Source organism: Jatrophihabitans sp. (assembly GCF_035474675.1).
GTDB lineage: Bacteria > Actinomycetota > Actinomycetes > Mycobacteriales > Jatrophihabitantaceae > Jatrophihabitans_A.
Genome location: NZ_DATINC010000075.1, coordinates 17283 through 42669, shown reverse-complemented (window position 1 = coordinate 42669; position 25387 = coordinate 17283). Strand labels below are relative to the sequence as shown.

Annotated in this window: 18 protein-coding genes; 9 read left to right on the top strand and 9 right to left on the bottom strand. The window is 71.3% G+C overall.

Annotated features, from left to right (window positions below; translation table 11 throughout):
• The first annotated feature begins 39 nt into the window (after positions 1-39).
• The 5 genes from VLJ82_RS09140 to VLJ82_RS09120 are packed head-to-tail and all read left to right on the top strand — an operon-like array spanning position 40 to position 9936.
• Positions 40-2016 carry an FG-GAP-like repeat-containing protein gene (locus VLJ82_RS09140; RefSeq protein ID WP_408663024.1) on the top strand — a complete coding sequence of 659 codons (1977 nt, stop codon included), beginning with the start codon at positions 40-42 and terminating at the stop codon, positions 2014-2016.
• Positions 2013-3044, top strand: a complete 1032-nt coding sequence (locus VLJ82_RS09135) for an enediyne biosynthesis protein (RefSeq protein WP_408663023.1) — start codon at positions 2013-2015, stop codon at positions 3042-3044. The genes VLJ82_RS09140 and VLJ82_RS09135 overlap by 4 nt, the downstream gene beginning before the upstream one ends.
• Positions 3041-8887 carry an SDR family NAD(P)-dependent oxidoreductase gene (locus VLJ82_RS09130; RefSeq protein ID WP_408663022.1) on the top strand — a complete coding sequence of 1949 codons (5847 nt, stop codon included), beginning with the start codon at positions 3041-3043 and terminating at the stop codon, positions 8885-8887. Before VLJ82_RS09135 ends, VLJ82_RS09130 begins: the two co-directional genes overlap by 4 nt.
• A gap of 2 nt (positions 8888-8889) precedes the next feature.
• Positions 8890-9366, top strand: coding sequence for an acyl-CoA thioesterase (locus tag VLJ82_RS09125; RefSeq protein WP_408663021.1), 477 nt, complete (start codon positions 8890-8892; stop codon positions 9364-9366).
• A gap of 3 nt (positions 9367-9369) precedes the next feature.
• Complete coding sequence (locus tag VLJ82_RS09120) at positions 9370-9936, top strand: flavin reductase family protein (RefSeq protein WP_408663020.1); 567 nt, start codon at positions 9370-9372, stop codon at positions 9934-9936.
• Positions 9937-9977: 41 nt separating this feature from the next.
• On the opposite strand, the gene VLJ82_RS09115 is transcribed toward VLJ82_RS09120, so the two are convergent.
• From VLJ82_RS09115 to VLJ82_RS09075, 9 genes are all read right to left on the bottom strand, one after another.
• The gene (locus tag VLJ82_RS09115; RefSeq protein WP_408663019.1) at positions 9978-10970 is read right to left on the bottom strand and encodes an NADPH:quinone oxidoreductase family protein; all 993 of its coding nucleotides are present in this window, start codon (positions 10968-10970) and stop codon (positions 9978-9980) included.
• Between the two features lie 218 nt (positions 10971-11188).
• Positions 11189-11473, bottom strand: a complete 285-nt coding sequence (locus VLJ82_RS09110) for a hypothetical protein (protein ID WP_408663018.1) — start codon at positions 11471-11473, stop codon at positions 11189-11191.
• An 88-nt stretch (positions 11474-11561) separates the two neighbouring features.
• Entirely contained in the window at positions 11562-12518 is a 957-nt protein-coding gene (locus VLJ82_RS09105; protein WP_408663017.1) for a cation:proton antiporter, read from the bottom strand.
• An 8-nt stretch (positions 12519-12526) separates the two neighbouring features.
• Entirely contained in the window at positions 12527-12883 is a 357-nt protein-coding gene (locus tag VLJ82_RS09100) for a cation:proton antiporter (protein WP_408663016.1), read from the bottom strand.
• A gap of 380 nt (positions 12884-13263) precedes the next feature.
• Entirely contained in the window at positions 13264-14166 is a 903-nt protein-coding gene (locus VLJ82_RS09095; protein ID WP_408663015.1) for a TIGR03621 family F420-dependent LLM class oxidoreductase, read from the bottom strand.
• On the bottom strand, positions 14163-14609 hold the full coding sequence (locus VLJ82_RS09090) for a hypothetical protein (RefSeq protein WP_408663014.1): 447 nt from the start codon (positions 14607-14609) through the stop codon (positions 14163-14165). Before VLJ82_RS09090 ends, VLJ82_RS09095 begins: the two co-directional genes overlap by 4 nt.
• 305 nt (positions 14610-14914) lie before the next feature.
• Complete coding sequence (locus tag VLJ82_RS09085) at positions 14915-18073, bottom strand: S8 family serine peptidase (protein WP_408663074.1); 3159 nt, start codon at positions 18071-18073, stop codon at positions 14915-14917.
• Between the two features lie 500 nt (positions 18074-18573).
• Positions 18574-21105 carry a fibronectin type III domain-containing protein gene (locus VLJ82_RS09080; RefSeq protein WP_408663013.1) on the bottom strand — a complete coding sequence of 844 codons (2532 nt, stop codon included), beginning with the start codon at positions 21103-21105 and terminating at the stop codon, positions 18574-18576.
• 117 nt (positions 21106-21222) lie between these two features.
• Entirely contained in the window at positions 21223-22023 is an 801-nt protein-coding gene (locus tag VLJ82_RS09075; RefSeq protein ID WP_408663012.1) for a putative protein N(5)-glutamine methyltransferase, read from the bottom strand.
• Between the two features lie 115 nt (positions 22024-22138).
• On the opposite strand from VLJ82_RS09075, the gene crcB reads away from it, so the two are divergent.
• From crcB to VLJ82_RS09055, 4 genes are all read left to right on the top strand, one after another.
• Positions 22139-22645, top strand: coding sequence for a fluoride efflux transporter CrcB (gene crcB / locus VLJ82_RS09070; protein WP_408663073.1), 507 nt, complete (start codon positions 22139-22141; stop codon positions 22643-22645).
• Positions 22642-23007 carry a fluoride efflux transporter FluC gene (locus tag VLJ82_RS09065; protein WP_408663011.1) on the top strand — a complete coding sequence of 122 codons (366 nt, stop codon included), beginning with the start codon at positions 22642-22644 and terminating at the stop codon, positions 23005-23007. The genes crcB and VLJ82_RS09065 overlap by 4 nt, the downstream gene beginning before the upstream one ends.
• Before the next feature lie 46 nt (positions 23008-23053).
• Positions 23054-23584, top strand: a complete 531-nt coding sequence (locus VLJ82_RS09060; protein WP_408663010.1) for a phosphatase PAP2 family protein — start codon at positions 23054-23056, stop codon at positions 23582-23584.
• A 93-nt stretch (positions 23585-23677) separates the two neighbouring features.
• Complete coding sequence (locus VLJ82_RS09055; RefSeq protein WP_408663009.1) at positions 23678-25306, top strand: DNA polymerase ligase N-terminal domain-containing protein; 1629 nt, start codon at positions 23678-23680, stop codon at positions 25304-25306.
• Positions 25307-25387: the final 81 nt, after the last annotated feature.

The window sequence follows — 25387 nt, the reverse complement described above, 5'->3', positions numbered from 1 at the left end:
TGCCCTTTGACCGTTTCTCGAAAGGAGACCGCAGTGCGCTTGAACACACGTCTGCGCCGGCTGCTCCCCGGAGTACTTGCAATAGTGGTCGGCGCGGCGCTGTACGTCGGCGCTAACTCCGCGGTCGCCGTGTCCGGCGCTTCGCAGACTGCCGCCCACTACAAGTTCCGGGAACTGCCCATCGCGCTGCCGCCCGGCTACAACGACCAGCACATGAACACGATCCGGGAGGTGAACCCGGCGTTCCAGAAGATCCGCTCCTGGATCTCCGCGGTCGGGGCCAGCATCGCGATCAACGACTTCACCGGCCACGGCCGCTCCGACGGGATGTGCATCGTCGACCCGCGCACCAACGGGATCATCGTGACCTACACCCCGACCGCGCCGCTCGCCGACCGGTTCACCCCGTTCACCCTGAACCCGGCACCGCTGCCCTACGACAACACGATGGCGCCGACCGGCTGCGCGGCCGGCGACTTCACCGGCGACGGCCGGATCGGCTTCCTGGTGACGTACTGGGGCCGCACCCCGATCCTGTTCCTGCCGAAGTCCGATGCCACCACCCCATCGGCCAGTGCCTACCTGCCACAGGAGCTGCTGCCCTCGCAGTCGGCCGACGGCAGGTACCACGGACCCCGGTGGAACACCGATGCCGCCTACATCGCCGACCTGGACGGCAGCGGGCACCCGTCGATCATGATCGGCAACTACTTCCCCGAGTCCGACGTGCTCGACCCGAACGGGTTGAAGAACGTCTCGATGACCAACAGCCTGTCCACCGGCAACAACGCCGGCGGCGACCGGGTGCTGCGCTGGCACAGCGCGACCTCGGGAACCCACCCGAGCGTGCAGTACGTCGAAGAGCGGGAAGCACTTCCGTTCCAGGTCTCCTCCGGCTGGACGCTGGCGATCTCCGGAGCCGACCTCACCGGTGACGGACTGCCCGAGGTCTACATCGCCAACGACTTCGGCCACGGCCACCTGCTGTACAACCGCTCGACCAAGGGCACCATCCGGTTCACCGAGGCCAAGGGCGAGCGCGGCCCGACGACTCCCAAGTCCTTCGTGGTCGGCAACGGTTCCTTCAAGGGGATGGGCGTCGACTTCGCCGACCTGAACAGCCGCGGCAAATTCGACTTCCTGATCAGCAACATCAACGTCGCCTGGGGCCTGGAGGAAAGCAACCTGGTCTTCGTCAACGACGCCAAGGACGAAGCCGACATGGCCCGGCAGCTGGCCAAGGGCGTCGCCCCGTTCACCCAGAAAGCCCAGCAGTACGGCCTGGCCTGGACCGGCTGGTGCTGGGACGTCAAGACCGGCGACTTCCTCAACAACGGCCAGCAGGAAGTGATCCAGACCGACGGCTTCATCAAGGGCAAGATCAACCGCTGGAACTGGCTGCAGGAGGCGGCCACCGCCAACGACGACCTGCTGGTCAACCCGGCGATGTGGCCCAACTTCCAGCCCGGTGACGACATGTCGGGCAACGAGTCGCTGGCCTTCTACGCCAGGAACTCCGAAGGCACCTACGTCAACATCAACTCCGAGCTGGGCCTCGCGGTGCCGATCCCCACCCGGGCCATCGCGACCGGCGACACGACCGGCACCGGCACCCTGGACTTCGCGGTCGCACGGCAATGGGGACCGCCGGCCTTCTACACCAACGAGTCGCCGGACCGCGGCAACGCCCTCGAGCTCCAGCTCTACCGCCCGGCCACCGACCCGGCCGGGGCCGGCAAGGGACTCCAGGCGCTCGGCACGCCGGCCTACGGCGCCACCGTCCGGATCACCACCCCGCAGGGCAGCCAGATCTCGCAGGTCGACGGCGGCGGCGGGCACGTGGGATTCCGCAGCTTCGACGTCCACTTCGGGATCGGTTCCTACACCGGCCCGGTATCCGTTCAGATCCAGTGGCATGACACCGAGGGCGGCCTGCACCAGCAGACCCTCTCGCTCAAGCCCGGCGTCCACACCCTCATGCTCACCAGCTCCGCCCAGGAGGTTGCACACCGATGACCGCCGTCGCCCACCGCCCCCAGGCGGACGCCGCTCCCCCGAGCCCAGCAGTGGCCCAGCCTGCCAAGCCCAAGCCCGATCCACGCTATCTCGCACTGCGTAACTTCGCCCTGTCGATGTCGGTCTTCAACGTCTTCGGCTACGTCGTGCTCGGCTTCGAACAGCCCTGGTTGTGGCCGTTCATCGCCCTGCTGACCGGCTACACCGCCGAGATCGTCTTCGAGGTGATCAGTGCGTGGGCCTACCAGCGGCGGCCCCGCTTCCTCGGCGGCGGCGTGCGCGGCGTGTACGAGTTCATGCTGCCCTCGCACATCACCGCCCTGGCCGTGAACATGCTGCTCTACGCCAACAACCAGATCCTCCCGGTCATCTTCGGGGTGTTCGTGGGCGTGGCCGGCAAGCACGTGTTCCAGGCGCCCATCAACGGGCGGATGCGGCACTTCATGAACCCGTCCAACTTCGGCATCGCGATGTCGCTGGTCTGCTTCGGCAGCTGGGTCAGCATCGCGCCGCCCTACCAGTTCACCGAGAACGCCAACACGTTCTTCCGGATCATGATCCCGCTCATCATCATCACGGCCGGCACCGTGCTCAACGCGATGCTCACCCGCAAGGTGCCGCTGATCGTCGGCTGGTTCGGCGGGTTCGCCATCCAGGCCTTCGTCCGGGCCGGCATCTGGGACGTGGCGCTCTTCTCCGCGCTGAGCGCCATGACCGGGGTCGCGTTCGTGCTCTTCACCAACTACATGATCACCGACCCGGGCACCACGCCGTCCAAGCCCCTCCCCCAGTTCATGTTCGGCAGCGGCGTCGCGGTCGTCTACGGAGTCCTGATGGAGTTCAACATCACCTACACCCTGTTCTTCGCACTCGTGATCGTGTGCGCCATCCGGGGCATCGGCTGGTGGCTGGTGCCGACGGCACAGCGCATGCGGTCCCGGCGCGCGGCTGATGCCGCCGAGCCGAGCGGCGAGATCGGCGCCCGGGCGCTGGTGCCGGGCGACCTGGAAACGGCGGTACGGCTATGAGCGACCATCGGATCGCCGTGGTCGGCATCGCCTGCCGCTACCCGGACGCGGACTCAGCAGACCAGCTGTGGCAGAACGTGCTGGCCGGCCGGCGGGCCTTCCGCCGGCTGCCGGACGAGCGGATGAACCTCGACGACTACTACTCCCCCGACCCGACCGCACCTGACCGCTTCTACACCCGCAAGGCCGCGGTGCTGGAGGGCTTCGAGTTCGACCGGGTCGCCTACCGGGTGGCCGGCAGCACCTTCCGGTCCACCGACATGACCCACTGGCTGGCCCTGGACACCGTGGCGCGTGCCCTGCAGGACGCGGGTTTCCCCAGCGGCGAGGGGCTGCCGCGGCAGGCCACCGGGGTGGTGCTCGGCAACACCCTGACCGGTGAGTTCAGCCGCGCCAACGTCATGCGGCTGCGCTGGCCCTACGTGCGCCGCACGGTCACCGCCGCGCTGCGTGAGCTGGGCTGGGACGACACCGCGCTGGCAGGGTTCCTGGCCGGGCTGGAGACGCGCTACAAGAGCGCCTTCCCCGCCATCGACGAGGACACCCTGGCCGGCGGGCTGGCCAACACCATCGCGGGGCGCATCTGCAACTACTTCGACCTGCACGGCGGGGGCTTCACGGTCGACGGTGCCTGCTCGTCCTCGCTGTTGTCGGTGACCACCGCGGCCAATGCGCTGGCAACCGGCCAGCTCGACGTGGCCATCGCCGGCGGCGTGGATCTCAGCATCGACCCGTTCGAGGTCATCGGCTTCGCCAAGACCTCCGCGCTCGCCTCCGGCGACATGCGGGTGTATGACCGCAACTCCAACGGGTTCTGGCCCGGCGAGGGCTGCGGTGTGCTGGTGCTGATGCGCGACCAGGACGCCGTCGCGCGCGGCCTGCGCCGCTACGCGGTGCTGGAGGGCTGGGGCTACTCCTCCGACGGCAAGGGCGGCATCACCCGGCCGGAGGCGGCCGGGCACCAGCTCGCGCTGCAACGTGCCTACGCGGCCGCGGGATTCGGCATCGAGACCGTCAGCTACCTCGAGGGCCACGGCACCGGCACCGCCGTCGGCGACGCGACCGAGCTGCGGGCATTCTCCGCGGCGCGCCGCGCGGCCGACCCGCAGGCGCCGCCGGCTGCCATCAGCACCGTCAAGGGGAACATCGGCCACACCAAGGCCGCCGCCGGGGTTGCCGGCCTGCTCAAGGCGATCCTGGCCGTCTACCACGAGGTCATCCCGCCGGCGACCGGCCATCACAACCCCCATCCCGAGCTGGCCGGCGACCGGCCCGCGCTGCGGGTGCCGCTCGACCCGGAACCGTGGCCGGCCGGTTACCCGGTCCGCGCCGGGGTCTCCTCGATGGGCTTCGGGGGCATCAACGCCCATGTCGTGCTCGAGCACGCCGACCGGGCTCCGGACGCCGGGCTCGGGCCGGCGGTCGAGGCACTGGCCCGGTCCCGCCAGGACGTCGAGCTGCTGCTGGTGGACGCGGAGAGCTTCGCGGCCCTGCGCGGCCGGATCGGGCAGCTGGCCGGGCTCTGCGAGCGGCTCTCCTTCGCCGAGCTCGGCGACCTCGCGGCCACCCTGGAAGGCGAGCTGGACGGCCGGCCGCTGCGTGCGGCCGTGGTGGCCGGCGATCCCGAAGAGGCCGCGCAGCGCTTCGCCATGCTGCTGACGATGCTGGACAACGGCGCCCGATCGGTGCTCGACGTCGCGCGCGGGGTCTTCCTGGGCACCGCCGGACGGCCGCCCCGGGTCGGATTCCTCTTTCCCGGCCAGGGCGCCGGCCGGCGCGCGGACGGCGGAGCGCTGCGGCGCCGGTTCGCCGGCGTCGACGAGCTCTACCGCACCCTGCCGATGCCGGCGGACGCCGACCTGGTCGCCACCGAGAATGCCCAGCCCCGGATCGTCACCTCCTCCGTCGCCGGCCTGCGGGTGCTGGACCTGCTCGGCATCGACGCCGTCAGCGCCGCCGGCCACAGCCTCGGCGAGCTGACCGCGCTGCACTGGGCGGGTGCGATGGACGAAGCCGGCCTGCTCGGCGCGGCGGCGGCACGCGGGCGCATCATGGCCCAGGCCAGCGCCGGCAACGGGGCCATGGCGGGCATCATGGCGGCGCCGGAGGCCGTCGTCCCGCTGCTCGCCGGCGAACCGGTGGTGATCGCCGGGTACAACAGTCCCCTGCAAACGGTGATCAGCGGACCGTCGGACGCCGTCCAGCGGGTCTGCGAGCGGGCCGGCAGCCAGGGCCTGCCGTCGAACGGGATCCCGGTCTCGCACGCCTTCCACTCCCAGGCCGTCGCCCCGGCGGCCACCGCGTTCGGCAATCACCTGCAGAAGGAACGGTTCCGGCCGCTCACCCGGCCGGTGGTCTCCACGGTCACCGGCGGCATCCTGCCGGTCGACACCGACGTGCCCAGCCTGCTGACCCGTCAGGTGCTCGACCCGGTGCGCTTCACCGAGGCGGTCCAGACGATGGCCGACGAGGTGGACCTCTTCCTCGAGGTCGGGCCCGGCAAGATCCTTGCCAAGCTGGTCGAGGACATCGTGCCCGGAGTTCCCGCGGTGTCGCTGGAGGCCGACAGCATGTCGCTGTCCGGCCTGCTGCACGCGGTGGGCGCGGCGTACGCGCTCGGTGCGCCGGTCCGGCACAGCGAGCTCTTCGCCGACCGGTTCACCCGCCCGTTCCCGCTGCACAAGGAGCTGCGCTTCCTGGCCAGCCCGTGCGAGTCGGCACCCGTGCACGACCTGCCGGCCCTGCCGGCGCCGGAGCTGGCGGCCGTCGAGTCCGCCGCCCCCGCGACGCACGAGGCAGCTCCGGCGGAAGCGACGGACGGCATCTCGACGCTGGACCTGCTGCGGCAACTGGCGGCCGAACGCGCCGAGCTGCCGCTGGAAGCGGTGAGCGCGCAGAGCAACCCGATCGACGAGCTGCACCTCAGCTCGATCACCGTCGGGCAGATCGTCACCCAGGCCTCCCGGCAGCTCGGCCTGCTCGCACCGCTGGTGACGTCGGCCTTCGCGACCTCGACCCTGTCGGAACTGGCCGAGATGCTCGACGAGCTGGGCGAGACCGCGCTCGGCGAGGACGAGGCCGCCCCGGTGGAGATCGCCGGCGCGGGCCCCTGGGTGCGCGCGTTCTCCGTCGAGCTGATACCGGCCGGGCGCGGTCCGGTGGCTGCTCCGCCGGCTGACGGCGACTGGCAGCTGTTCGCCAGTGACGGGCATCCGCTCGCCTCGGCGCTGCGCATGGCGCTGCGCCGGGCCAGGCTCGGCGACGGGGTGCTGCTCTGCCTGCCGCGCGAGTGCGACCAGAGCCACGCCGGGCTGATGCTGGACGCCGCCCGCGCCGCGCTCTCCTCCGGCGCGCCGGGACGCTTCGTCGTCGTCGGTGACCGGCGAGGCGCGGCCGGCCTTGCCAAGACACTCCACCTGGAGGCCCCGGCGGTCAGCACCACGCTGGTGACCCTGCCGCTGCCGGAGTCGATGCCGGCAGACCGGGTGGCCGGGATCGTGCCGGAGATCGTCGCCGACGTCGCCGCGACCGCAGGCTTCAGCGAGACCGTCTACGACGAGGCCGGCACCCGGCACGTCCCGCTGCTGCGCCCGCAGCCGGCCCGGCGCGCAGCCGACGGACCGGCAGCGCTCGGGGCGCAGGACGTGCTGCTGGTGACCGGCGGCGGCAAGGGCATCACCGCCGAGTGCGCGCTCGACCTGGCGCGTACCACCGGCGCGGCGATAGCGCTCCTGGGACGGTCTGACCCGGACTCCGACCAGGAGCTCGCGGCGAACCTGGCGCGGATGGCCGCGGCGAACGTGCACTACCGCTACGTCCGCGCCGACATCACCTCCGCGGCGGAGGTCGGGGCGGCGGTCGAGGAGGTCCGCACCACGCTGGGGCCGGTGACGGCGATCCTGCACGGCGCCGGCCACAACGTGCCCGCCGCGCTGACCAGCCTCAGCGAGTCCTCCTTCCAGCACACCCTGGCGACGAAGATCACCGGCCTGGAGACCGTGCTCGCCGCCACGGACCCGGCAAGGCTGCGGCTGCTGATCACCTTCGGCAGCATCATCGGCCGGGCCGGGCTGCGTGGTGAGGCGGACTACGCCACCGCCAACGACTGGCTCACCGACCTCACCTACCGATTCCAGGAGGAGTACCCGGACTGCCGGTGCCTGGCCCTGGAGTGGTCGGTGTGGGCCGGTACCGGAATGGGCGAGCGGCTCGGCGTGCTGGAGTCGCTGATGCGCGAGGGCATCGCGCCGATCCCGCTGGACGAGGGCGTCGGCATGCTGCGCCGGTTGCTCGCCGATCCGGACGCACCCACCTCGGTCGTGGTGATGGGCCGGGCCGGCGGCCTGCCCACCATCACCCTCGAGCCCGGCGAGCTACCGCTGTTGCGCTTCCTCGACCGGCCCCGCGTGCACTACCCGGGCGTCGAGCTGGTCGTCGACGCCGACCTGTCGGCCGACGACGACCTCTACCTCGCCGACCACGAGCTCGACGGCGACCTGCTCTTCCCAGCGGTGTTCGGCATGGAGGCGATGGCCGAGGTGGCCAGGGCGCTGACCGGGCAGTCCGGCCCGCCGGTGCTCGAGGATGTCGAGTTCCTGCGCCCGATCGTGGTTCCGCTCGCCGGGACCACCACGATCAGGGTCGCGGTGCTCGCCACCGGGGAGGACAGCGTGCGGGCGGTGATCCGCAGCAGCGACACCGCCTTCCAGGCCGATCACTTCCGGGCGACGCTGCGCTTCGACGTGTCGCTTCCGGAGGATCCGACCGGCCCGGCGGTTGCGGAGGTGCGAGTGCCGCTGGCACCGATGGAGGAGCTCTACGGACCGGTGCTCTTCCAGGGCGCCCGGTTCCAGCGGCTGCTCGGCTACCGCGACCTGGCCGCCAAGCGGTGCGTGGCCGACATCTCCAACACCATGCCCAAGCCGTGGTTCGGCGGGTTCCTGCCGTCCGAGCTGGTGCTGGCCGACCCGGGCACCCGGGACGCCGTCATGCACTCGATCCAGTGCTGCGTTCCCGACGCGACCCTGCTGCCCTCGGCGATCGAGCGCCTCTACCTCGCCGATCCGGCCCGCGTGCAGGCACTCGACTGGGTCACGCTGCATGCCGCCGAGCGGTTGCGCGACGGCGACACCTACCTCTACGACGTCGACGTCCGCGATCCCGGAGGTGCGCTCGTCGAACGCTGGGAGGGGCTGCGGCTGCAGGCCGTCCGCAAGCAGGACGGCACCGGGCCGTGGACGCCGGCACTGCTCGGCCCGTACCTGGAGCGGCGGACGGAGACGGTGCTGTCGAGCCCGCTCCGCACGGTGGTCTGGCCGGACGACGGCACGTCCGCCGGCGGGATCGCCGGCCGGCGCGAGCAGACCGCCCGGGCACTCGGGCTCGCACTGGGCCGGCAACCGCGCCTGGCCTACCGGCCGGACGGCAAGCCGGAGGCCGACGGCGGCATCGAGGTGTCCGCCGCGCACGGTGCAGGGGTGACCTTCGCGGTGGCTGACGAGCACACCGTCAGCTGCGACGTGGAACCGGCGGTGACCCGGTCGCCGCAGGAGTGGACCGGCCTGCTCGGGGCGGTGGGGTACGCCCTGGCCTCGCTGATCGCCAGCGAGTCCGGCGAGGACCTGTCGGTCGCCGCGACCCGGGTCTGGTGCGCGCAGGAATGCCTGCGCAAGGCCGGCCACGCCCGCGCCGAACTGGTCGAGGTGTCGGGGCCCCGGGCCGACCAGTGGGTCGTGCTGAGTTCGGGAACCCTGCGGATCGCGACGTTCCGCACCAGCCTGCGCGGGCTCGCCGAGCCCGTGGTTTTCGCGATGCTGACCGATCGAAACAAGAGCGGAGAATAATCATGCGGCCGTACTACGAGTACCGGCATCTCGTCGGGTTCGAGGAGACCAACCTCGTCGGCAACGTCTACTACGCCAACTACCTGCGCTGGCAGGGTCGCTGCCGCGAGATGTTCCTGCGCGAGCACGTCCCTGACCTGCTCGACGACATCCGCAGCGATCTCAAGCTGTTCACGCTCAAGTGCGAATGCGAGTACCTGGCAGAGATCTCGGCCTTCGACGAGCTGTCCATCCGGATGCGCCTGGAGGACCTGACGCAGACCCAGATCGGGTTCAGCTTCGAGTACGTGCGATTGCGCGAGGGGTTCGAGGACCTGGTCGCACGGGGGCGGCAGCGGATCGCCTGCATGCGCGGGCCCAACACCGACACCCGTCCGGCCCAGGTACCGCCCGCGCTGCGCAAGGCGCTGGAGGCCTACAGCCGGACCGTGCCCGCGACCCGGCTGCGGGTGCTGGCCACCGCCGCGAACGGTGAGTGACCGATGGCGCTTCCCGACAGCATGTACGACACGGGACTCACCCCACCGGCCGGTGAGCCGCCGGTGCGCAACCCGCAGCTGGACCGGACCGGCCTGCGCCGCGTCTTCGGCCGGTTCACCACCGGCGTCACCGTCGTGACGACCGGCGGGTCCGCACCGCACGGCATGACCGCGAACTCGTTCACGTCGGTGTCGCTGAGCCCGCCGCTGGTGTTGATCTGCGTGCTGCGGGAGGCAGCCATGCACGAGGCCGTCCTGGAGCACAAGTACTTCGCGGTATCGGTGCTCTCGGCCGACCAGGAGGACCTGGCCCGCTACTTCGCTGACCGCCACCGGCCGCGCGGCATCCAGCAGTTCGACCTCGTCGACTGGTTCCCCGGCCGGTGCAGCGGATCCCCGCTGGTGGCAGGCGCCCTTGCCTGGCTGGAGTGTTCGCTGACCGCCACCTACGACGGCGGCGATCACTCCATCTTCCTGGGCGAAGTCCTCGACGTGGGACTGCGGGACACCGAGGACGCCCTGCTGTTCTACAACGGGGTCTTCCACGGCTTGCATCCCACCGGGGTGTGAGCGAGCGACGGGCCGAGGGCCTCGGGAGCTAGGGATGCCGCTCAGGGCACCAGGGCGAGTTTGCCGATGGTGGACCGATTCGCCAGCTCCGCCAAGGCCTTCGGCCCGTCGTCGAGCGGGTAGACGGTGGGGTTGCCGGGACCGAGCACGCCGGCGGTGACGAGCGCGGACAGCTCGCCCATCACCTCGCCGAAGACCTGCGGCGCGGACTGGATCAGCACTCCGAGGTTCAGGCCCACGACGCAGACCTGGTTGCGGTAGACCAGATCCCAGTTGGTCAGCTGGGCCTTTCCGGCGGACATGCCGATCACCACCACCCGGCCGGTGACCCGCTTGGCCGCGGCGAGGCTGGCCTCGAGGGTGGCACCGCCGACCGACTCGAGCACCAGGTCCACGCCGGTGCCGCCGGTCAGTGCCAGCACCTCGGAGACGAGGTCGGAACTGCGTGAGTCGAGGACGTGGTCGGCACCCAGGCCGCGCACCGTCTCGTGCTTGCCGGCGGACGCGGTGCCGATCACCACGGCGCCGTAGTGCTTGGCCATCTTCACCGCGACCTGGCCGGTGCCACCGGCCGCGGCATGGATCAGCACGGTCTGCCCGGCGGCGAGGCCGCCCAGCGGCCGGAGCGCGGCGAGGGCGGCCGGCCAGTTCACCACCATCCCCAGCGCCTGCGCGTCGGCCCAGCCGGCCGGTACCGGTGCCGCGGTGTACGCGCCCAGCAGCACGTACTCGGCGAAGGCGCCGAACCCGGCGCCCACCACGTGCGCGCCCGGCTCCCAGTTGGTCACCGACCCACCCACCGCGACGATCTCGCCGGCGGCTTCGAACCCCGCGAGGTACGGCGGCTGCGGGCCGTTGTGAAACACGCCGGAAGCCTGGTCGAGGTCGGCGAAATTGACTCCGGCGGCGGTGACCCGGACCAGGAGCTCGTCCGGTCCGGGCGAGGGCACCGGCGCGTCGGTGATCAGCCGGAGGCCTTGCGGACCGGTGAGCGCCGTTTGCTGCAGGGCTCGCATGGTCCTCGGAACGCTCATCGAATCGGCTTCCCTACCGGTCGTGGCTGCCAACGCTGGCCGCGTCGTCCCCTTTTCTATAGTTCGGCGCATCGTCCCCGCAACTTTGCGGTACCCGGCGGCACTGCCTGCGGCCGGCGGCACCCACCACCCCATCGGAGCGGCCGCGAGCGCAGCTGCGGCGTGCCGGTTTCGCCCGGCGAGCGGTCCGCAGGTGGCAGAACGGCCCTCAGAAAGGCCTACTCGGTGGCCAACGCCACCGCTGCGATCAGGGCAGCCAGCGTTCCCAGGACGGCAAGGGGCAACAGGCCGTTCAGTGCCAGCCCCAGGTCGAAGGCGACCGCCACCGGCGCCCAGACCCCCAGCAGGTCCGGACGTCCCTCGGGCGTCCGGGGTCGCGCCGGGTGGGTGGGCACGGCCATCGGCAGCGCCGCACCCGGAATGCCCACGGTGGTGGCGAGCCAGAACACCGTCGCGGAACTGCATCGCGTGGGCTCATCCCGGTGCCGGAAGGGTTGGGACACGGGAATCTCCCTTTGTCGATCGCACGAAACGGCTGGCGGCACCGGCTGGCGGGCCGCGAACGGAAGGCCTGCCGGGCCCGGTGGCCGGCTAGCGGATGGAGCGGCGGGCTGGTCGGGTATCAGCATGCGGCAGCTGCCGGACCCCGAGTTCTTGGACATTGCTTGCTTGCTGCCGGGCCTGGCGAGCCGCTGACCGCTCCTGCCGGTCCAACACCGCCAGCAGCGGTCCGGTGCTGGCGGTGGTGATCAGGGTGGTGGCGACCAGCAGGGTGTACAGCGCACCGCTGAGCAGCCCGGCGTCCCGGCCGATCGCCAGCACCACCAGCTCGGTGACCCCCTTGGTGCCGAGCAGCACGCCCACCCGGCCGGCGTCGCGCCAGGACAGGCCCAGCAGCCTGGCCGGCAGGCCGGCCCCGGCCAGCTTGCCGAGGCTGGCCACCGCGACCGTGCCGATCAGGAACAGCGGCAGCGCGCCGGCATGGCCGAGCCGGGTGAGGTCCACGCCGAGGCCGGACGTCACGAAGAACACCGGGAGCACGAAACCCGAGGTGGCCGGCTCGATCTGCTGGTGCAGGGCGGCCAGCCGGACCTGGTCGCGCGGCAGCAGCAGGCCGACCAGGAACGCGCCGAGGGCGGCGTGCAGGCCGACCCAGCTGGTGAGCGCGGCGGCCGCGGTGGCCGTCACCACCACCGCGGTCAGGTAGCCGCCGGCCGGCATCCGGTCGAGCACGGCGCTCCGGGCCAGCAGCGGACGCAGCACCCCAAGGGCCAGGACGATGATGCCGGCCGCCCAGGCCGCGGTGACCAGGCCGCGGCTGCCGCCGCGGTAGAGAGACAGGTCGACGGCGACCAGGACCCAGCCCACCACGTCGGTGGTGCCGGCCGCGGCGAGGGCGAGCAGGCCGACCGCGGAAGCGATCATCCGGCGTTCCCGCAGGATCCCGGCCAGCACCGGCAGCGCGGTGATGGTGAGCGCGGTGGCCGTGAACAGCACGAAGGCGGTGGTCGAGACGTCCGCCGGCCGCAGATCGGGCCGGGTCGCCATCCCGATGCCTACCAGCAGGCCCAGGCCGAACGCACCAGCAGCGATCCGGCGCTCACCCCCACCAGCAGCCGATTGGCCCGGCTGAGCGGTACCACCCTGATCTCGCTGCCGACCAGCAGCATGTACAGCACCAGGCCCAGCTGGGCGATCAGCGCCAGGAACGGTGTGACGGCCGGGGAGAACAGCTGGCCGCTCACCCCCGGCGCCACGCTGCCGAAGACGGTGGGCCCGAGCGCGATGCCGGACAGCACCTCGCCGACCACGGTCGGTTGTCCGAGGAACCGGAACAGGTATCCGCCGAGCTTGGCGGCGGCCACCACCACGGCCAGCGTCACCAGGATGGAGGTCAGTTGCGAGGCAGGCACGCCGGCCTCACCCGGCCGGTCGCCGCGAGGCGGCACGGCCGGGGTCGGCAGGCCCGCCGGCAGCCGGCAGCAACCGGCCCCGGAGGTCGTTCTCCAGCTCTGTACACCCCAACCGGACCGCCTCCAGAATCGCGGACCTCAGATCGCCCGGAAGCCCGGTTTTCGCCAGGGAGTTATGCGTCCGCCTATGCCGAAACGGTAATGAGACGGGCGCGGCCGGAGTTCTTCGGCGTTGCCAGATGGCAGGCAGGAAGTGGCGGCGCGACGGACGCGATGACGCCGGGCACGTCCGGGCCGGACGCGAGCGTGTTCCCGCTCTGCACGCGTGCTGGCCGCCCGGACGATGCCGGCGGCCCGCACGGGTGCAGCTGGGTCAGACGTCAGACGAGGCTGCGGACCAGCTTGATGGCCGGGCCGAGCAGGTCCATGTGCGGACGCTGCACGGTGAAGTAGCTGAAGCCGTACCGTTCCCGGCTCTCGATGACCTGCCGGGCGATCTCCTCCTCGGTGCCCATGAAGAGGAACGGGCACTCCAGCATCTCCTCCATGGTGAGGTAGGCGCCGAAGTCCTCCATGGCCTGCTCGGCGGCCTTGCGCCGGTCGTCGGTGATGTAGACGCCCAGGATGAAGGCGTTGCGCTCGATCTCGTCGACCCGGTCGCCGGCGACCGAGCAGAAGAACTTCACCCGCTCGTCGGTCTCGGCAGCGGTCTTGAGGCGGAGCGTGGCCGGCGGCTGGCCGGCCACCTGCAGCCGGCCGCCGAGGCTGAAGATGTCGGCACGCTCGGCGGCCAGCCGGATCATCCGCTCGCCACCGGAGCCGATCAGCAGCGGCGGCATGCTCACGCCCGGCTCCACGGCCAGCAACTCAGCGACCTTGTCGATGGTCTCGGCGACCCGCTCGTGGCGCTGCTGGAAGGACTGGAACTCGAAGCCGGCGTCGTCGAACTGGTACTTGAGCAGGCCGGTGCCGAGCCCGAGCTCCAGCCGGCCGTCGGTCAACCGCATCAGGGTCGCCACGTCGCGCGCCAGCACCGAGGGATTCCAGAAGCCGACGTTGAGCACGTAGCTGCCGACCCGCAGGTGCTCGCAGGCGTAGGCGGCCGCCATCGCCGCCAGCAGCGGCGAGGTGCGGTTGGGCCCGAGGTGGTCCACGCCGCCCGCCGCGTCGAAGCCGTAGGCCTCCGCGCGCCGGCAGGTGTCGACCAGATCCTGCCGGGAGTGGTGGGTGCCCAGGGTGAACCCGAACCGGAAGTCCCGCTCGTGTGCCTTCATCGCCGTCATGCCCGCGTCAACTCCATAATCCAGTTGGTTTCCCACGTCTGTTCCTGATCGACCGAGAACGCCTGCTCCCACCGGGCCGAGTTCGGCGTGATCCCCGACCAGATGTAACGCACCCGGACCGGCGTGCCCTCGTGGCTGTCGTCGCCGTAGAACAGCCCTACTCCGTCGGAGAAAGCTCCGATGACCGGCGGGAACAGCACACCCTCGGTGCTGGTCGCCCAGTTGAGCGACCACTGCGCCCGCTCGGGCTCGTACAGCCGCAGGGTGAGTGCGGTGTTCCCGTCGGGAAAGGTGAACTGGTCGATATTGGCGTTGCCGCCCAGCAGGCTCCAGGCAACCGAGGTGGACTCGAACTCCTCCCAGTCGGTGCAGCCGGCCAGCCGCTGCTTGAGCCGGCGATTGGCCACCTTCCAGTTACCGATCAGAAAGTCGAAGTCACCCAATTACAATGCACCCCGTCACGAGTCGAAGTAACGAACCGAGTTCGGATTTCCCGGCCGGCTCGCGGCCGGATCGGGCAACGCCTGCCGGCCCGGTCCACCGCTCGCCTGCCCCGCCGGCAGGCGAGGGGCTTAGGTTACCGCGTCACATCCCGCTGTCTACGGCCATTGAGAATAAACATGCCCATTGGTGACTGCAGGGGTTGCCCGCACCGGAGCAGGGCCGCCGGACGGGCACGCGGAAGGGCCCCGCCGGATAACTCCGGCGGGGCCCTCCGCTGTGCGATCTAGCTGGATGTGCTCACTTGTTACGGGGTGACGCTCTGCACCACCACGTCACCGGTACCGACCAGCACGTTGGCGTCGGTCGCGACCCGGACGTTGCCGAGCAGCACCCGGCCCGCTGCCGGAGCCGAGTTCGCGGTCACCGTCGCCGGCACCGTCCACTGGCTGTTGGCCGGCCGCAGCGCGTTCGCGTCAGTCACCGCGATCGAGCCGAACGCCGAGTTGGTGAACACGTCCACGTACTTGAACGTGGTGGTGCCCGCCGGCACCGCGAAGCCGTCCACCAGGGTGACCCACGGACCCGCTGCCGGGTTCGCGATGGTCACCGACTCCTCGGAGTCACCGTCCGCCGACTGACCGGCCAGCACGCAGGTGCCGGTGGTGCAGTTGTAGACGAACAGGTCCAGGTCGGCACCCGGGTCGCTCGTGCTGCCGATGGTGGCCCGCAGCGAGGTGGAGCCGGCCGCCACGTTCACCACCCGCTGCTGCTGGGCGAGCGCGGCGATCGACGGGGTGTCGATCTTGGCGCTGCCGAAGGTGGAACCGACCGCCCGGCCGGTGAAGTCACCGAACAGGTTGGTCAGGGTGTAGCTCCGTGCGATCGGCGAACCCACCGTCGCCGAGGCGATGGTGTCCGGGTTCGGCGAGACCGACGCACCCAGGATCGAGGTGGTCAGGCTGTACGGCGCGTTCTCCACGTCGGAGGTACGCCGGGCTTCGACGGTGACCTCCCAGACGCCGGCCTGCGGGTTGCTCTGGGTGCGGCTGGTGGGTGAACCGGCCGCGCAGGAGCCCGAGGTCGGGTTGTAGCAGCTCAGCGAGGAGTTGTCCTCCAGGCCGACACCGTACGGGTGGAACCGCAGGAACCGGATTTGGCCGGCACCCGGGGTGTTGCCGCCACCCACCAGGTCCACCTTCAGTGCGGGAGCACCGGCGGGGACGTTGAAGTAGTAGGTGGTGTACTGGTTGCGCCCGATGGTGCCCGAGTGCGTGATCGAGTAGTTGTTGGCCGCGGCGAACTGCTCGGCCGCCACCACCGTGTTCAGCGTCTGCTTGTCGATGCCGGTGGTCGCCGGGTCATCAAGGTTCAGGATCGCCGAGTGGGTGCCCGCGCTGGTCGGGTGCACGGTGACGGTGAGGGTCTTCGGGCTGTTCAGCGGCAGCGCGATGGAGCCGGCCGAGGAGAACGTCCCGTCGTTGCCCACCCAGTTCAGGTTGTAGGTGATGGTGCCGCCGCCACCCGAGGTGCGGGTGAAGGTGTAGGTGCGGGTGTAGCTGGCACCGGCGGTGACACCCTCGCGGTCGTAGATGCCCTCACCCTTGCCCGGCGTGGCCAGGAAGCCCGACAGGATGGTGTGGACGTCCACCGAGGAGGTGATCTCCACCGTCTTGATGTTGGTCTTGAGCTGGTTCCAGGCGGCGTTGACGTCGATCAGGCCGTTGCCCTGCTCGTAGGCGCCGTAGCGCGGGAGGAACCGGGCGGTGGACTTCAGCGCCTGCCGGATCTGGGCCGGCTGGCTCTGCACGCCGGCCTGCTTGGCGGCACTCACCAGCAGCGCACCGACGCCGGCGGCCTGCGGCGAGGCCATCGAGGTGCCCTGCAGCATCGAGTAACCGGCCGGCAGGGTGTAGGTGCCGGCGACCGGGCTGGACGCCTCCCACATCGGGGTGGTGGAGATGGCCGAACCCGGCGCGACGATCTCGGGCTTGAAGCCGCCGTCCTCACGCGGGCCCCGCGAGGAGAACGGGTGCAGGTTGTCGGCGTAGGTGGAGTCCGAACCGTAGTTCTTCTGCCAGCTGTCCTTGCTGATGTAGGAACCGACGGCCAGCACGTGCGAGGCCACCGCCGGGTCACCGATGGTGTTCAGGCCCGGGCCGTTGTTGCCGGCCGAGATGAAGATCTGCACGTTGTACTGGTCGACCAGTCGGGTGTAGAGGACCGACCGGGTGTTGTTGCCGTCGTTGAGCGCCGGCAGGCCGCCGATCGACATGTTGATCACGTCGACGTTGCCCTGCTTGGCCAGGAAGGTCATGCCCTCGATCAGGGCGTGCGAGGTGCAGCCGGTGATGAACATGCAGACCCGGACCGCCTTGAGCTTGGCACCGGGGGCAGCGCCGGACATGGCGCCGCCGAACATGCCGTTGGCCGCGGTGATGCCGGCCACGTGGGTGCCGTGCTCACCGGAGACGATGCCGATGTTGACGACCTTGTTCTTGCCGTCGGTCTGCACGACGAACGGCAGCGTCTCCTGGGCCTGGGTGGCCGGGTTGTCGGTGCCGAAGTGGCCGATGTCGAACTTCTTGGCGTAGTCGGTCATCGCCGCGTCGTCGCTGAAGTCGCGGTTGGAGTTGGTGTCGACGCGCACGGTGTTGGCGGTGGTGTCCCACAGCACGCCCCAGCTGTCGGTGCTGTCGCCGTCGCGGTTGATGTCGCTGCCCAGCTCGCCGCCGAGGCGCGGGTCGTTCTCGGTGAAGACGGCGAACCGGTAGGTGCCGGCCGGAGCGGTGTAGCTGACGTTGGCGTAGCTGAAGCTCGGGCCGCTGACCTGGGTCTTCATGTCGAGCCAGGTCGGGTCGTCGTCGGTGAACGGATCGGTCGCGGTCACCCAGTCGGTGATCTTGCGCTCACCGGTGGTGGTGGTGGCCAGCGCCGGGTGGTCCAGGTCGATGCCGGAGTCCATGATGCCGATGGTGACGCCCCGGCCGTCCCAGGTCGGGTGCGCCGCGGTGAAGGCGGCGGCACCGGTCTCGCCGACCGGCATGTAGGGGTTGTCACGCGGGGTGCTGGCACCCGGCGGGGTCTGCGGGGTGGGGGCCTGGGTGCCAGCCGGCTCCGGCTGGTCGAGCTCGACGACCTCGTCGAGGTCGGCGGCCACGATGCCGGCCAGGTTGGCAGCGGCCTCGACCTTGCCGGTCGGTACCACGGCGCGGATGTAGCTGATGTCGCTGTCGGCCTTGGCGACGGTCGCGCCCAGGGCCTGCAGGGCGCTGATCACCGTGCTGTTCTGGCCGGGAGCGGCCGCGATCAGCAGCGTGACGGTCGGCTTGCCGCTGGCGATGGCGGTGGCCAGCAGTTCCCGGTCGTGCTTGCCGATCTGGGACTGCTTGGCGGTGCCGGCCTTGGCGCTCGTTGCGGCGAAGGCCGACGGTGCGGAGACGGCGGACGCCGCGGACAGAACCATGGCGCCGAGCGCCGTGAGAGCCACCGTGCCACGGCGAGCCCTCGAACTGCGCAATTTATGCATCAATCCACCTGTAGGGGTTGGGTGAAGGAGAACGACGGCGCCATTCATTCATGGGAAATCCCTAAGGTCAAGATGTGGCGGCATAGATCCCACAGGTCCGCTATGCGCGCACGGAAGCCTTTACAGACCTGGTGCCACTCATCGGTGGCAGCAGAATTTCCCAGCGACGCTGAGATGATCATGATCGTTGACCGGAGCCGGCCCGGACGACGCAGTTACACACCTCGGTCATACCGCAGGTACATCGTTGTACAAGCAGGTTGAAAACGATCTTCCTCCCGCCCGGCTCTTCCGGCGTGCCCTCGGGCCGGCCGGCAACCAGCTCACGACGGCCTCGAGGCACCGCTGTGGTTCGTTCGCAACCGAAACGGCAGAACGTGTCCGACATCACAGCTGGAAGGCATCCGGGCGGCTGCGGAACGGGACGGCGTGCGGGGTCAGCAGGTCACGCTCAGCCGCGGCCCCAGCGTCGCCGACCCCTCCCTGGAGTAGTACCGGGCGGCGTCCCCGCTGGTGGTGGAGATGCGGACGGTGAACGGCGCGGTGACGTCGACCCGGCCGGTCAGGTCGACGGTCACGGTCTGGCCGAGCGCCACCGCGCCCTGGCTGAACACTGCCGTCCCGACCGGCTTCGGGGCGATGTTCCAGCTGATCGCGGTCTGGCTCCAGGCGGCGTTGTCGGTGAGGAAGAAGTCGCCGCCCCGGACCGAGTTGTCGTCTGTGTTGGTGCCGACCGTGAGGCTCAGCGTCACCCGGGTCACCGTGGCGCAGCCGGCCGGCAGCGCCGGCTTGAACTGGATCAGCGCATTGTTCACCGGGCTGCCGTCGGTGACGACCCGGGAGGCGGTGGCGGAGGGCTGGGCGTCCGGGACGGCCTGGTCCACGGTGACGTCGTCGCTGGCGAAGATGGTCGTGCCGGTGCCGGCCGGCGTGGTCACCGACGCGGCGTTGCTGGCGGTGGAGTTCCCGGCCGCGTCCCTGGCCCTGACCGTGTAGCTGTAGGTGGTGGCGGGCGCCACGGTGTTGTCGAGGTAGCTGGTCACGGTGCCGGCCACGGTGGCCAGCGGCGTGCCGGCGGAGTTGCGGTAGATCTCGTAGCCGGTGACGCCGACGTTGTCGGTGCTGGCGGTCCAGCTCAGCTGCACCGAGGTGGGGCCGGCAGCGGCGGCGGTCAGGTTGCCCGGCGCGCTCGGCGGCGTGCTGTCGGTGCCGCTGCCGACGCCGGCCGGTGCGCTGTCGCCGGACTGGTTGCCGACCAGGTCGTGCGCCCGGACGGTGTAGCTGGCCCCGGCCAGCGGCGCCGCGTCGAGGTAGGAGCTCACCGCGGGTCCGACGGTGGCCAGCCACCGGCCGTTGCGGTAGACGTCCTGCGCGCTGGAGTCGCTGCTGGGACTGGCGGTCCAGCTGAGCTTGACGGTGCTGCCGACGGCGGTGGCCAGCAGGCCGGTGGGGGCGGCCGGCGGCACGCTGTTCTGCGCGAAGTCGTAGGTGACCGCGTCGAAGGTCGCTCCGGTCGAGTCGGTGGGGGTCACCGTGACCGTGCTGCCGCTGACGGCCACCTTGAGGAAGTGGAAGACCCGGGCGTCCGAGCCGGGCGTCGGCGCCGCCCCGCACGCGCTGCCCGACGCGCTGGAGTAGGACCATCCGACGGCGTAGGCGTCGGTGGTGGCGCACCGGCTCCGGCTCACCGGCTCGACCTTCGCCCCGCCGCCGCCGGTGACGTAGCTGGTGACCGCGCCGGGCGGGGCGAGGTTGCGCTGGTAGAGGTGGGCGTGGCCGTTGAACGCCAGGTCCACCCCGTTGTTGGCCAGCAGTCCCTCCAGGCTGGCGGTGGACGAGGGGTTGTTCGGGTCGCCCTGCAGATAGGTATCGCTGCTCTCGGTGGCGTTGTCCGACCGCAGTGGGTAGTGGAAGAAGGCCAGCTTCAGGCTGTTGGCGTGGCTCTCCAGGTCGGCCTTGAGCCACTGGTACTCGGGACTGGTGGGCTGCCAGTGGTAGTCGCGGTCCACCTGGTAGGCACCGCCGGGCGCGGTGCCGGTGTTGCTGTCGCTCCAGTCGGCGTCGAGGACGTAGAACCGGGCGCCGCCGGCGTCGAAGGCGTACCAGACCGAGGGGTAGCTCGCCGCGGTGGTGCCGTCGAGGCCGGAGTAGCTCTCCATGACGTACTTGCCGCCGGACGCGGCGACGGTCGCGGCCTGCTTCCAGTTCTGCAGGAAGGTGGTGCTGCGACCGTGGTTGCCGGCGCTGGCGAACAGCGGGACCGAGGCGCCGGGCGCCTTCCAGTAGCCCGGGCCGAACACCTCGCTGACCGCGGTGCCGGTGGCGACCAGGTTGCCGTAGTTGGTCTGGCTGCCGCTGGGGTAGGCGATGTCGCCGGTGGAGACGGCGAACTGCGCCCCGCTGGCGGCGATCAGGGCGTCGATGTTCCTCTGGTTCTGGCCGGCGGCGATGCTGTCGTCGCCCCAGTCGCCGAGCACGTCGAAGGTGACCGCGCCGCTGGTGGGCAGCGTGGCAAACCGCGGGGCGACGTCGCTGCCGAGCAGGTCGGTCGGTGCCGTGCCGCCGGTGTAGACGCGGTAGCAGTAGCTGGTGCCGGCGGCCAGCCCGGAGATCCGGATCGAGGTCTGGTACTCGGTGACGCCGGCGACGGTGATCGGCGCGTTGACCGAGTTGGCGGTGCTGCTGGCCGACGTGCCGGTCAGGGTGCAGCCGGTGCTGCCGCTGGGCGTACCCCACCGCACCGCCCCGGACGCGCTGGTCACCTTAGTGGTGGTGTCGAAGGTGACCTGCACCGAGGTGGTGGTGACATCGGTGAGGTACGGATAGCGGACCAGGAGGGAACTGGCAGCGCTCGCGGCCGGTGCGGCGGCCAGCAGGCCGGAGCCGACCAGCGAGGCGACGCCGGCCAGTCCGAGCCAGCGGCGGGCGCGCCGGCCGGCCGGCACGGCAGCACAAAGAAGAGTGGTCATGACCCAAGCCCCCGTACTCGGCACGCACGCCGAGGTCTCCGGCGCTGCGTGCCTGCGCTCCGCACGGGGCACACCCCGCACGAAGTCAGCCGATCGTCCGTCGCGGTCCGGGCACTGTCAAGGGAGGGTTTCGTCCGGCCGGGTGCCCACCACCACGGTGCACAGCGCGTCCTCGGACTCGACCAGCAACGGGACCAGGCCGGCCCCGGCGAGCGCCGCCGCGGTCTGGCCGGCCTGCGACCGGCCGGTCTCGATCAGCAGGCTGCCGCCGGGCGCCAGCCAGTCCGGTGCCCCGGCGGCCACCCGGCGGTGCACGTCCACGCCGTCCGGCCCGCCGTCCAGGGCCAGCCGCGGCTCGTGCTCGCGGGCCTCGGGCGGCATCAGCGAGATGGCCTCGGTGGGCACGTAGGGCGCATTGGCCACGATGACCTCGACCCGGCCCCGCAGCGCCGCCGGCAGCGGGTCGTACAGGTCCCCGGCGTACACCCGGCCGCCGACCGGGGCGAGGTTGCCCTCGGCGCACCGGACCGCCACCGGGTCCAGCTCGACGGCGTGCAGGTCCAGCCCGCCCAGCGCGGCCGCCATCGCCAGCCCCAGCGCCCCGCTGCCGCAGCACAGGTCGAGCACGACCGCTCCGGGCCGGGCCCGGACCACCGCCTGCTCGACCAGGAACGCGCTGCGTTGCCGGGGCACGAACACGCCGGCCCGCACGGCGACCCGCACCCCGCAGAAGTCCGCCCAGCCGAGCAGCACCTCCAGCGGCTGGCCGGCGGCGCGCCGGCGTACCAGCTCGGCCAGCTCGTCCGGGCCGCTCGCGGCGGCCAGCAGCAGCCGCGCCTCGTCCTCGGCGAACACGCAGCCGGCAGCCCGCAACGCCCGGACGGTCTCGTCCAGCGGGGCCTGCGGGGAGTGGGGCATGCGGCCGATTCTTCTCCCCCGCCGCGGCGGGAGCGGTGCGCGGTAGGCCTATCCTGCTTTCCGGCAGCCGCGCCACCCGCCATCCGGACCGCCAGGAGGTACTGACCTGTCCCCGCTGCCGGAGCCGCCGGAGAACGGCGCGGAACCGATCGTCGATCCCGATGTCGACCTGCACGATCCGGCGCAGCGCGCTCAGGCCGGGCCGGCCGGGCACGCGGTGCTCGCGGCCGTCGCGCTGGGCGGCATCCTGGGCGCCGAGGCCCGCTACGGGCTGAGCCGGGCGTGGGTGCACCGGCCGGACGGGTTTCCGTGGTCCACGCTGCTGGTCAACCTCACCGGCTGCCTGCTGATCGGCGTCCTGATGGCCACCTTGCCGCAGTTGCCGAGGCCGCACCGGCTGGCCCGGCCGTTCCTGGGCACCGGGATGCTGGGCGGCTACACCACCTACTCCACCTTCGCCGTCGAGGTGCAGCAGCTGGTGCGCCAGCACCGGCCGGGGACGGCGGCTGGCTACCTGGCCGCGACCGTGCTCGGCTGCGCCGTCGCAGTGTGGCTGGCGGCGGGCCTGGCCGGCCGGGTCTGGCAGGCCCGCCGGAGCGTCGCCCCGGAGCCGGCGGCATGAGCTGGCTGCTGGTGGCGCTGGGCGCCGGGGTCGGCGCACCGGCCCGGTACCTGCTGGACCGGGCGATCCAGTCCTGGCATCGCACGCTGTTCCCGTGGGGAACCGTCACGGTCAACGTGCTGGCCTCGCTGGTGCTCGGCCTGCTGACCGGAGCGGCCGGCACGGTGAGCGGGAACCTCGCGCTGCTGGCCGGTGCCGGCTTCTGCGGCGCGCTGTCGACCTATTCGGCGTTCAGCTACGAGACCCTGCGCCTGGCCGGGCTCGGCGCCCGGTGGCAGGCGGTGGGCAACGTCGCGCTCACCCTGGTGGCGGGCCTGGGCGCCGGCGCCCTGGGCTGGTGGCTGGCGCTGTCGCTGCGCTGAGCCGCTCACATCGCAATCCAAGGCTCTGGCTGCAGACTCGCGGTAAATGGACACGATGATTGCCTGGCTGGCCGACTACCTGCTGTTCGCGATGGCCGCGCTGGCCCTGCTCGTCTGGGCGGTCGGGATAGACCGGCAGGCCCGGACGAGAACCGCGGTCGCCGCCGTGCTCGGTGCCGCCTTCGCGGTGCTGCTGCTGACCATCGCCGCCGGGTTGCACACCGATCCCCGCCCGTTCGTGCAGAATCCGTCGCTGCATCCGCTGATCAAGCACAGTGCCGACAACGGCTTCCCCTCCGACCACTGCATCGCGGCCGGGTTGCTCACCAGCCTGCTGGCCTTCCGGCACCGGCGGACCGGCGTGGTGCTGGCTGCCGCTGCCGTGCTGCTGGCCGCCGCCCGGGTCGCCGCGCACGTCCATCACCTGCAGGACGTGGTGGCGGGCCTGGCGCTGGGCGCGCTGGCCGGCTGGCTTGCCACCGTCGTGGTCGACCAGGTCGCCGGCCGGTGGGCCGAGCGGGCCATCGGCCGGTTCCCCGCCGACCGGTCCGCCGCCGACCGGTCGTCTGTCGGCTGACCTGGCGGCTGACCTCTGCCGGCTGCCTGGCCCGGCCGATCGGGCGGTGGTGCCTGGTTGCGGCGGCCGGTGCCAGGTACTTGACTCCACAGCATGGCCTCCGACCCGCCGGCCACCGAGAAGCTTGCCCCGTACCGGCGCAAGCGGAACTTCAGCCGTACCTCCGAGCCGGAAGGCGAGGTAGGTGACACGGAGCCGGCGGCGCCTGCCCCGGCCGGCCGCCGGTTCGTGGTGCAGCGGCACCGGGCCCGGCGGCTGCACTATGACGTGCGCTTCGAGATCGACGGGGTGCTGGTGAGCTGGGCCGTTCCGAAGGGCCCCACGCTGGACCCGGCCGCCCGGCACGCGGCCTTCCACGTCGAGGACCACCCGATCGAATACATCGATTTCGAAGGGGTGATCCCGGCCGGCGAGTACGGCGGGGGCGACGTCATCGTCTGGGACGCCGGCACCTGGGAACCGGTCAAGACCCGCCTGGACCCGGCCACCGCGGTGGCCCGCGGCGAGCTGCAGGCCGAGCTGTACGGCAGCAAGCTGCGCGGCCGGTTCGTGCTGGTGCGCACCGGGGCCGATTCCGGTGGCAAGGAACACTGGCTGATGCTGCACAAGCGCGACGATTTCGCCGTGCCCGGCTGGGATCCGGAGCAGCATCCGCGCTCGGTGCTGAGCGGGCGCACCAACGACGAGGTGCTGGCCGACCCCGACCGGATGTGGCGCTCGGACCTGCCGGCCGCCGAGGCCTCCATCGCCCTGAAGGACCCGGCGTCCGGGCGGCCCAGCGCGGACGAGCTGGCGGCGCTGGAGGAGTTGCCGGCGTCCGGCGGGCACTGGGAGGTCTTCGGCCGCGAGCTCAAGGTCACCAATCTCGACAAGGTGCTCTTTCCCGGCTCGGCCGAGCACCAGCCGGTCACCAAACGAGAATTCCTGCGCTACACCGCGCAGATCGCGCCGGTGGCGCTGCCCTACCTGGCCGGCCGCGCGCTGAACATGCACCGCTATCCGCAGGGGGCGGGCAGCAAGGGCTTCTGGCACAAGGAACTTCCGGACTGGGCACCGGACTGGCTCACCCGGTGGCAGAACCCGGACGCCGACCCGGGCGAGACGCGCACCTACCTGGTGGTCAACGAGCCGGCCGCCCTGGTCTGGGCGGCGAACTTCGGCGCGCTGGAATGGCACGCCTGGACCTCGATGGTCGACCGGCCGCAGCAGCCGAGCTACGCCCTGATCGACATCGACCCGGGCGGGAGCACCTCTTGGCAGGACGTGCTGGTGCTGGCCCGGCTGCACCGCACCGCCTTCGAGCACCTGGGCATGCTGGCCCGGCCCAAGGTGACCGGCCGGCGTGGCATCCAGATCTGGGTGCCGATCACCCGCGGTCCCAGCTTCGCCGAGACCCGGCGCTGGGTGGAGCAGCTGTCCAAGACGGTCGGGGCGGTGGTGCCGGAGCTGCTGAGCTGGAAGTGGGAGGTGCGCGACCGGGCCGGCAAGGCCCGGCTGGACTACACCCAGAACGCCATCAACAAGACGCTGGTCGCGCCGTACAGCGCCCGGCCGGCACCCGGGGCGCCGGTGTCGATGCCGATCGGCTGGGAGGAGCTCGACGATCCGGAACTGCGGCCGGACGGCTTTGCGCTGCGCACCGTGCCACAGCGGATCGCCGAGAAGGGCGACCTCTTCCGGCCGCTGCTGGGTACGGACCAGACACTGCCCCGGTTGGGGTAGCGCGGCGATAGGTTTTGCCCGCCCGGCATGAGCAAGTCGTGAGGAAACCACTGCCGGCGGCCGCTCCGGCATGTACTGGAC

Bases quoted from the DNA above. Each gene is read 5' to 3' on its own strand.
- VLJ82_RS09095 (WP_408663015.1), bottom strand. From the start codon at position 14,166: ATGACGGCGATGAAGGCACACGAGCGGGACTTCCGGTTCGGGTTCACC.
- VLJ82_RS09105 (WP_408663017.1), bottom strand. From the start codon at position 12,518: ATGGCGACCCGGCCCGATCTGCGGCCGGCGGACGTCTCGACCACCGCC.
- VLJ82_RS09085 (WP_408663074.1), bottom strand. From the start codon at position 18,073: ATGGTTCTGTCCGCGGCGTCCGCCGTCTCCGCACCGTCGGCCTTCGCC.
- VLJ82_RS09135 (WP_408663023.1), top strand. From the start codon at position 2,013: ATGACCGCCGTCGCCCACCGCCCCCAGGCGGACGCCGCTCCCCCGAGC.
- VLJ82_RS09130 (WP_408663022.1), top strand. From the start codon at position 3,041: ATGAGCGACCATCGGATCGCCGTGGTCGGCATCGCCTGCCGCTACCCG.
- VLJ82_RS09065 (WP_408663011.1), top strand. From the start codon at position 22,642: ATGAGCTGGCTGCTGGTGGCGCTGGGCGCCGGGGTCGGCGCACCGGCC.
- VLJ82_RS09125 (WP_408663021.1), top strand. From the start codon at position 8,890: ATGCGGCCGTACTACGAGTACCGGCATCTCGTCGGGTTCGAGGAGACC.
- VLJ82_RS09055 (WP_408663009.1), top strand. From the start codon at position 23,678: ATGGCCTCCGACCCGCCGGCCACCGAGAAGCTTGCCCCGTACCGGCGC.
- VLJ82_RS09075 (WP_408663012.1), bottom strand. From the start codon at position 22,023: ATGCCCCACTCCCCGCAGGCCCCGCTGGACGAGACCGTCCGGGCGTTG.
- VLJ82_RS09115 (WP_408663019.1), bottom strand. From the start codon at position 10,970: ATGAGCGTTCCGAGGACCATGCGAGCCCTGCAGCAAACGGCGCTCACC.
- VLJ82_RS09060 (WP_408663010.1), top strand. From the start codon at position 23,054: ATGGACACGATGATTGCCTGGCTGGCCGACTACCTGCTGTTCGCGATG.
- VLJ82_RS09080 (WP_408663013.1), bottom strand. From the start codon at position 21,105: ATGACCACTCTTCTTTGTGCTGCCGTGCCGGCCGGCCGGCGCGCCCGC.
- VLJ82_RS09120 (WP_408663020.1), top strand. From the start codon at position 9,370: ATGGCGCTTCCCGACAGCATGTACGACACGGGACTCACCCCACCGGCC.